This window comes from Clostridium sartagoforme AAU1 (genome assembly GCF_000401215.1).
In the GTDB taxonomy this organism is placed as follows: domain Bacteria; phylum Bacillota; class Clostridia; order Clostridiales; family Clostridiaceae; genus Clostridium; species Clostridium sartagoforme.
Genome location: NZ_ASRV01000020.1, coordinates 18,701 through 27,307 on the forward strand (window position 1 = coordinate 18,701; position 8,607 = coordinate 27,307).

Annotated in this window: 8 protein-coding genes; 2 read left to right on the top strand and 6 right to left on the bottom strand. The window is 26.7% G+C overall.

The genetic code is table 11. The features are described 5' to 3' along the window. Positions 1–211: 211 nt before the first annotated feature. Together A500_RS01670 and A500_RS01675 are read right to left on the bottom strand one after the other, a co-directional pair. Complete coding sequence (locus A500_RS01670) at positions 212–1,987, bottom strand: sensor histidine kinase (protein ID WP_156174263.1); 1,776 nt, start codon at positions 1,985–1,987, stop codon at positions 212–214. Beyond that, positions 1,971–2,666: a response regulator transcription factor gene (locus A500_RS01675; protein WP_016205864.1), complete on the bottom strand. Its 696-nt coding sequence runs from the start codon at positions 2,664–2,666 to the stop codon at positions 1,971–1,973. The genes A500_RS01670 and A500_RS01675 overlap by 17 nt, the downstream gene beginning before the upstream one ends. Positions 2,667–2,852: 186 nt before the next feature. Here A500_RS01675 and A500_RS01680 point away from each other — a divergent pair, with 186 nt between their 5' ends. Continuing rightward, the gene (locus tag A500_RS01680; RefSeq protein WP_016205865.1) at positions 2,853–3,713 is read left to right on the top strand and encodes a YitT family protein; all 861 of its coding nucleotides are present in this window, start codon (positions 2,853–2,855) and stop codon (positions 3,711–3,713) included. A gap of 107 nt (positions 3,714–3,820) precedes the next feature. Here the strand turns inward: A500_RS01680 and A500_RS01685 are convergent, their stop codons facing one another. Continuing rightward, positions 3,821–4,381 (bottom strand): Fe-S-containing hydro-lyase, encoded by a 561-nt coding sequence (locus A500_RS01685; protein WP_040436417.1) that lies wholly within the window; start codon positions 4,379–4,381, stop codon positions 3,821–3,823. Positions 4,382–4,423: 42 nt separating this feature from the next. Next, on the bottom strand, positions 4,424–5,266 hold the full coding sequence (locus A500_RS01690; RefSeq protein ID WP_016205867.1) for a fumarate hydratase: 843 nt from the start codon (positions 5,264–5,266) through the stop codon (positions 4,424–4,426). A gap of 226 nt (positions 5,267–5,492) precedes the next feature. On the opposite strand from A500_RS01690, the gene A500_RS20260 reads away from it, so the two are divergent. Beyond that, positions 5,493–5,657: a hypothetical protein gene (locus A500_RS20260; protein ID WP_156174262.1), complete on the top strand. Its 165-nt coding sequence runs from the start codon at positions 5,493–5,495 to the stop codon at positions 5,655–5,657. Positions 5,658–5,916: 259 nt separating this feature from the next. Here the strand turns inward: A500_RS20260 and cwlD are convergent, their stop codons facing one another. Both cwlD and A500_RS01700 read right to left on the bottom strand, forming a co-directional pair. After that, the gene (gene cwlD / locus A500_RS01695; RefSeq protein ID WP_016205868.1) at positions 5,917–6,606 is read right to left on the bottom strand and encodes an N-acetylmuramoyl-L-alanine amidase CwlD; all 690 of its coding nucleotides are present in this window, start codon (positions 6,604–6,606) and stop codon (positions 5,917–5,919) included. 167 nt (positions 6,607–6,773) lie between these two features. Next, positions 6,774–8,390 (bottom strand): Na/Pi cotransporter family protein, encoded by a 1,617-nt coding sequence (locus A500_RS01700; protein ID WP_016205869.1) that lies wholly within the window; start codon positions 8,388–8,390, stop codon positions 6,774–6,776. Positions 8,391–8,607 lie beyond the last annotated feature (217 nt).

The following is an 8,607-nucleotide window of genomic DNA, read 5'->3' on the forward strand; positions in this document are numbered from 1 at the left end:
GTTATTATTATTTAATTATTATTATATATTCTTCAATTAATAAATGAAACATCTACCTCATACTTCCTTAGCCGGGCTTTCTCACTAAATTCAGTCATCATTACACTCAACTTCATTAAGTGTTCAATACCTCTACATCATTACTATTTTTTATAAAGTCATTAATTAATATCCTTATATGAGTAAAATATAAAAATTGAAAGCATGTATATTATTTCTTAGGTATAATTAAATATATTTTAAACATATCTCCTTCTACTTCTATTTTTATGCTACCATTATGAAGCTCAACTATACTTTTAGTTATGGCAAGGCCCATACCAGATCCTTCTACTGATGAATTTCTTGACTTATCTGCTCTAGCAAATCTTTCAAATATATCTTGAGTATTAAAATCCATTTCATAATTAGATATGTTTTTAAAAGAAACTTCAACTGAGTTTTCTCTAGCATTTATATCTATATACACCCTAGTATTATTTAAAGAATATTTTAAAGCATTTACAATTATATTTTCAAATACTCTAGACATTAATTTACCATCTAGATCAACAAATATTTCATCCTCATTTGAGCTTACTTTAAACTCTAAGTTTTTTTCTTCATATAAATTTGAGTATTCTCCAACACCTTGATGTACTAATGAAACTATATCTATTTCCTGCTTTTCTATTGTCATCTTTCCACTGTTCAACTTTGATACTTCAAATAAGTCTTCTATAAGACTTTTTAGCCGTTTAGAATTTTTATCTAATATAGTCAGGTAGTCTTTTTTCTCCTCATCTGTAATATTTCTGTCATTTAATATATTTACATAGTTTATTATTGATGTTAAAGGAGTCTTTAGATCATGAGATACATTTGATATAAGCTCAGTCTTTAGCTTCTCATTTCTTATCTTTTCATTTAATGCTATTTTATAGCCGTCTTTTATTTGATTTATATTATTTACTAATTCTTTAACTTCTCTTTCTCCAATATTAGTTAAATTATATTCTAAGTCTCCTGCATTAATTTTTTTTAATCCATCATTTATTATAGATATATCTAAGCTTTTCTTTAATGAATATAATACACACATTAATGGGATTAGAACTAAAATTAAAGTTCCTTTAAATGGGTACTTACTTAAAAATGTTATTAATATATTTTGATTTCTTATTCCTGCAATTAAATATAAATAAACCAGTATTACCCCTACGGATCCACTAATTGAAATTATCATTTTATTTCTTGTATTTTTATACTTATATCCATACTTCAAAACATAAAAAAGCCTTTTTAAAACTTTTATTTCTAAATGTATGTTACTACTGTTAAATATAGAGTTTACTATTATTTTTAATAAAAGAAGCATAGTAAATATAGTTGATAATATCATACTCCTTGCAGTTAAAGATTCAGTCTTTATAAGATAAGAGTACACACTTGGATCTCTATAATATATCTCTATATATTTATCTATATTTTGCTTTGAAATTTTCTCATTTGTACTTTCTATATAGTAATTATATATATCCTTATTATCTATTCTAACAGAAGAAAACTTAAATTCCTTTAAATAATCATTTATCTTCTCTTCTAATAAGGCAACAGTATTTTCTTTAATTTGTACAGATTTATATAAATTAACATCGTTAGTCGTAAATTCTCCTGTTTCCTTATTCATTAAAATATAAAACAAGCTACCATAAAAATAGTTATTTTGTGATAAATGTTGATTTTTATATTCTAAAATACTAATATCTTCTAAGTTATTTGTATCAGTATATATTTCTTTTGATAAATCTTTACTTTCATAATATATCATTGATTGTATATATTTATCTTTATTTAATAAAGCATCAAAAGTTCCTGCTCCTAATTCAGCAAACGTATTGTTAAAGGATTGGTAATATCCTATAGTTAATGTCACTAATGAGACACATACTACTAGAATTTCTATACCCCATACACCTGTTATGTATTTTTTAATCTTCTCTTTCAATTTTATATCCAACTCCCCACACTACCTTTATATATTCAGGGTCCTTTGTATTGAGCTCTATCTTTTCTCTTATTCGCCTAATATGAACAGTTACTGTATTTTCACTTCTATAAAATGGTTCTTCCCATACTTTTTCATATATTTCCTTAATTGAAAAAACTTTTCCTAAATTTGAGGCTAACAGTTGAAGTATCTTAAATTCTGTTGCTGTAACTTTTACCTCTTCACCTCTTAATAATATTGTTTTTTCTTTATTATTTATAACTAAATCTTTTACCTCTATTATATCAGGGCTTTCACCTTCTAATTCTAGAGGTTTTTGATATCTTCTTAATTGAGATTTAACTCTAGCAACTAGTTCTAAATGATTAAATGGTTTTGCTATATAATCATCTGCTCCAACATTTAAACCTAATATCTTATCACTATCCTCGCCTTTAGCTGATAACATTATTATAGGTAGATTTTTCTTCTCCCTAATTTTTAAACACGTCTTGATTCCATCCATTCTAGGCATCATTATATCTAATACTATTAAATGTATTTTTTCCTTATCTAATACTTCTAAAGCCTCTATTCCATCTCTAGCTTTAAAAACCTTCATTCCTTCTCCTCTTAAATATATATCTATAGCATCTCTAATTTCCTTTTCATCATCAACTACTAAAACATTAAACATACTTTCACCCCTTGATTTATTTCATCTTATAAATATAATATCTTATATTATGATATTTTACTAATTATAAAAATTACATTTTTATTAAAATAGCCTATTATATCTATAAGTTATTATTAACATATTTATATATTTAATATATAATCTTATTGTATATTTCTAATAGATAAATTTAAGGAGTTTAATATGTTACACAAGTTCTCAATCAACACTCACATGATCCTAGATTTTATTATTATTTTTTTTGGATGTATAATAGCATCCTTAGGTGTTAATTTATTCTTAGTTAATGCTCAATTACTTAGTGGTGGAGCTACAGGGGTCGCACTTATTTTACAATACTTATCAGAGATACCATCTGGAATATCTGTATTTATAATTAATATCCCTTTATTTTTCCTTAGCTATAAAATGTTAAGTAAAAGATTTACTTTATATACTGCAATTGGTATGATTTCTTTATCAGTTGCTCTTATCATAACTAAGCCTTTATCTCATTTAGTAAAGGTAGAAGATATATTACTTTATTGTATTTATGGTGGAGTTTTATGTGGATTAGGATATGGTTTAGTTTTTTCAAGAAACGGATCAACAGGTGGTACTGATATTATTACTATGGTTGTTAGAAAAAAGTTTTCTAACTTTGAAATTGGTAAACTTAGCTTTGCAATTAACTGTGTAATAATTTTTATAGGAGCTTTAATATTTGGACTTCCTAAGGCTCTTTATACTTTGATTTCTATATTTGTTCAAGGAGCTATTGTAGATAAAGTTATAAATGGATTTAACAGTAAGAAATTATTGTTAATATTAACTGAAAAAGAAGATGATATTATTCAATATGTTATTAAGGATATGAATAGAGGTGTTACTTCACTTATAGCAGAAGGTGAATATACTCATAAGCTAAAGAAAATGCTTTATATAGCTGTAACTTCATCTCAAATGGTTCATTTAAAAAGCAAAATTCTGAGAATAGATCCTAAAGCATTTATTACAATAATAGATGTTTCTGAAGTTAATGGAAAAGGATTCTATAAAATTTAAATATATAACTAAACTATAGACATATTATGCTCAATTCTCCGTCACTTCGTTCCAAGTCGACTTTCGCATTAATGTGTCTATAGTTTTACTAATTATAGTATTTAAATTTACTTTCTTTTGCTCCTAAGATATTCTTCTTGTCCCTGCTTGTATAGATTATTCCCTTCAGTATCTATAATAACTATTAATGGCATATCCTTAATTTCCATTCTTCTTATTGCTTCTGCACCTAAATCCTCGTAAGCTATTATTTCTGATTTAGTTATACTCTTAGATATCAGAGCTGCCGCTCCACCAATAGCGCCAAAATATATAGCTTTATTTTTAATAATTGAATTAATCACCTCTTCATTTCTTGCTCCTTTTCCTATCATTGCTTTTAATCCTAAATCTAATAACTTAGGTGAATATGCATCCATTCTATAACTTGTTGTTGGTCCAGCTGATCCTATAACATTGCCTTCTTTAGCTGGAGTTGGTCCTACATAATAGATTGTCTCATCTTTAATGTTTATAGGTAATTCTAATTTAGCATCTAGTAAATCTATTAACCTCTTATGAGCTGCATCTCTAGCTGTATATATACTTCCAGTTAGCAAAACTCTATCTCCTGCCTTTAAATCTTTTATCTTCTCATATGTTAAAGGTGTATTAATTTTTTTATCCACAGAATCTATTCTTATAACTTCTTTTTCCACAGACTTATCCCCCTATAAAACCACTTCTTTGTGTCTTGTTACATGGCAGTTTATATTTACTGCAACTGGTAATCCTGCTATATGCGTTGGATATGTTTCTATGTTTACTCCTAATGCTGTTGTCTTTCCACCAAAGCCTTGTGGACCAATTCCTAGATTGTTTATTTCGTTTAATAACTCATCCTCTAACTTGCAATAGAATTCATCATTATTCCTAATATTTATAGGTCTTAGTAAAGCTTTCTTTGCTAAATACGCTGCTTTATCAAAAGTACCACCAATACCCACACCTATAACTATTGGAGGACACGGGTTTGGACCAGCTTCTTTTACTACCCTTATAACAAATTCTTTAACTCCTTGAAGTCCTTCTGAAGGTTTCAACATTTTTATTTGACTCATATTTTCTGATCCAAAGCCTTTAGGTGCAACGGTTATCTTTAGTTTATCTCCTTGAACTATATCGTAATATATAATGGCTGGAGTATTATCTTTAGTGTTAATTCTATTTATAGGATCATTCACAATAGATTTTCTTAAATATCCATCTTTATATCCTCTTCTAACACCTTCATTTACAGCATCTTCTAGACTTCCTCCAATTATGTGTATATCTTGTCCAATTTCAATAAAAACACATGTCATCCCTGTATCTTGGCAAATCGGCATTCTTTCATTTTTAGCTATCTCTGAATTTATTATTATTTTATCAAGTATATCTTTAGCTAAATCCCAAGTTTCTTCCTTTTCAGATCTTACTAGAGCATTTTTTATATCATTAGATAAATTGTAATTAGCTTCTATACATAATTCTCTAACTACGGATACAACCTCTTCAATGTGTATTTCTCTCATAAATATCCCCCTTATACTTTTATCTTCTTAAATAATATAAAATATCACTTTGCAAATATTAAATTATTTATATAATTTTATAAAATTCTAGAAATTTTAACTTATAATATAACTTTTTAACCTCCATTTATTTTTATTAAATTATTAAAATAATTTATAAATATTTTATCATATTTTTATATCTTATTTATTATATTTTACTAAATAGCTATAAGGAGAATATATTATGAATAAGAATTTAACTAATATTGCTACATATATTGTTTATCTTTTAATTGCAATACTTATATTATTTATAGCTTACTCTATATTAATTTCACTTGATTTAAACTTTAAAACAATTCCTAAAAACAGTTTTAAAGTCCAAATTAATCTACTCAATTTGTTTTAGTTGAAAATTCTAAGAATCAATTCACAGTTCATTGGTATAAAGGATTTAAAATAATAAGTAAGCCAAACCAGATAACTTAATTTTTTAAAACAAACTTAAGTTAATTTAAAATATAAATTGGTCTCTTATACCTAATACCTTTACAAAAGAACTGTGAATTGTTCATTAGAAGATCTTTCTTCGTAAAATACAACAATTTATTATACTTAAAGTAAATTTAATCATTATATTTTGATATATTTCCTCGGAAATCTTCTCTTTAATTCGTTGTTTTATTTATTTCTTCGAAATATTTCTCTATTCCCAAGGAAATTCCTTCAACAATTAAATTTTGATGTTCTTCTGTCTTTAATTTCTGTTCTTCTTCAGGATTAGATAAAAATCCACATTCTACTAGTATTGAAGCACCTTCATACTTATCTCTTAAAATTAAATATGAATCTCCAGCAGGTTTTGATACTCTCTTATTTTTATCTTTAACAGTTTCTTTTAATGATTCTTGTACAAAATCCGCTAATTTTTTACTTATATCATTAGATGAATGCCAAACTTGAGCTCCATAGCATTTAGCTTGAGGAAACATATTTTGATGAATCGATACAAAAACATCACATTTTGTTTCAATTTTAAGATCTCTTCTCCTTTTTAAATCATCTCTCTTCTTTTCTCTTATAGTAGACCCCTTCTGTTCTAATCCCTGATCTGATTCTCTTGTTAGATATACTTTATATCCCTTTTTTTCGAGAATATCTTTTAGTTTTAAACTAATTTGTAAATTTATGTCTTTTTCTATAACACCTGATTTAGATTTAGCTCCGCCATCAATTCCACCATGGCCTGGATCAATTAATATTATTTTTTGTGCTGCATCATCTGCCAAAGCCTTAATCGGAATAAAATAAACCATAGATATAAGAATAAATAATAATATACGTCTTAATTTTTTCATTTGTTAACCTCCATTATATTTATAAATTTATCAATAAAAGTATTATGCCCTATTTATTTAATTTCTTTCTAATAAAAAGAGGTCATATGTAAATTTTTATAATTTCCTAAAGAATAAAAAAATCTCTAGTTTAGGATTCAATATCCTGCACTAGAGATTTTATACTATTAGCTATTTTCTATTACACTTTCTGCTATATTTGTTGAATGATCGCCTATTCTTTCAAGGTTACTTAATAAATCTAAAAATATTGCACCTGCATATGCATTACAAGTTCCATCATAAAGCCTTTTTATATGAAGTTCTCTATATTTCTTTTGCAATCTATCAACTTCTTCTTCTATACTATTAATTTGCTTTGCTTTTTCTATATCCTTTTTAGCATAACTACTTATAGCTATATCTAAGGTTTCTACTACTTTATTATACATATTATTAATTTGCTCTATAGCCTTATCACTATATTCAAGTTTTCTCGAAATCTTTTGCGCTGTTAAATCTGCTATATTTTCAGCATGATCTCCTATTCTTTCTATATCATTTATTACATGAAAGGTAGCAGCAACAATACTAAGCTCCTTATCTGATAACTCGCATTTTGAAAGTTTAACTAAATAATTTGTTATAGCTTCATTTAATGTATTTATAATTTCTTCATTGTCATATACTTTATTTATTAATTTTTCATCATTTTTTTCAAATGCCTCTAATGCTAAAGCTAAGCCTTTCTTAGCTTTATTAGCCATTCTTAATGTTTCTTTTGCTACTTGCCCAGCTGCAATAACTGGAGTTTCTAGCAATCTATCATCTATGTATTTTACTCCAACTCTGTCCTCTTCATCATCTCCTGGTATAATCTTATTTACTACTTTTATTAAAACACCAGTTAGGGGCAGCATTATTACAGTATTAACTACATTAAATACTGTATGAGAATTTGCAATCTGTCTACTAACATCCCCTGGACTTATTTTAGATACTAAATCTCCTAAAATTCCACTGATTAATACAGGAATAAATAATATAGTTCCAACTAAGTTAAATATTAAATGAAGCATTGCTGCTTTATGTGCTGTTTTAGTTGTTCCTATAGATGCTAACATAGCTGTTATACATGTTCCTATATTGCATCCAAATATTATTGGTAATACGTCATATATATTTATGTTTCCTGCAAGTGCTAATGCTACTAATATTCCAGTAGTAGCTGATGAACTTTGAAGTATAGCTGTTATAACAGCTCCTGCCATTATTCCTAGGTACCATTTTCCCCCTACTACAGCTAATATGTTTGTAAATATAGTAGAATCTGTTAAAGGTTTCATTGAACTACTCATTTGACCCATACCAACAAATAAAATACCAAAACCTAAGACTATACTTCCTATATCCTTCTTTCTTTTTCCTTTAGCAAACATAACAACGAATGCCCCTATGAAAACAAACAATGGTGCAATATGATCTAATTTAAAAGCTACTAATTGAGCTGTAATTGTAGTACCAATATTAGCTCCCATTATTATTCCTGCTGCTTGAGCTAGATTCATTAATCCAGCATTTACAAACCCTACTACCATTACTGTTGTAGCACTACTACTTTGAATAACTGCTGTAACAATTGCTCCAACAACTACTGATATTACTGGATTTCTAGTTACCTTTTCTAATATAGATTTTAAACCATCTCCAGCTGCATTTTCAAGACCATCGCCCATTATCTTCATACCATAGATAAATAAGCCCAATCCACCAAGTAATTTTATAATAATCATTAAAGATTCCAAAATAATTCTCCTTTTCAGTATTATTCTTACGAACTTAGTTTACATTATTATTTAACATTTGTTAAGTAATTTAATATGTTTTTAACATAAATATAACTTTAATATACTTTAATATATATCTATATAGTCTATATTTCTTTCTTNTTTTATTATTTATTATTATATTAATTTTAATTTACTTACTTTCTTACTTATTAAATTAGTCGTTATTATTAAT

Bases quoted from the DNA above. Each gene is read 5' to 3' on its own strand.
- A500_RS01675 (WP_016205864.1), bottom strand. From the start codon at position 2,666: ATGTTTAATGTTTTAGTAGTTGATGATGAAAAGGAAATTAGAGATGCT.
- A500_RS01680 (WP_016205865.1), top strand. From the start codon at position 2,853: ATGTTACACAAGTTCTCAATCAACACTCACATGATCCTAGATTTTATT.
- A500_RS01690 (WP_016205867.1), bottom strand. From the start codon at position 5,266: ATGAGAGAAATACACATTGAAGAGGTTGTATCCGTAGTTAGAGAATTA.
- A500_RS20260 (WP_156174262.1), top strand. From the start codon at position 5,493: ATGAATAAGAATTTAACTAATATTGCTACATATATTGTTTATCTTTTA.
- cwlD (WP_016205868.1), bottom strand. From the start codon at position 6,606: ATGAAAAAATTAAGACGTATATTATTATTTATTCTTATATCTATGGTT.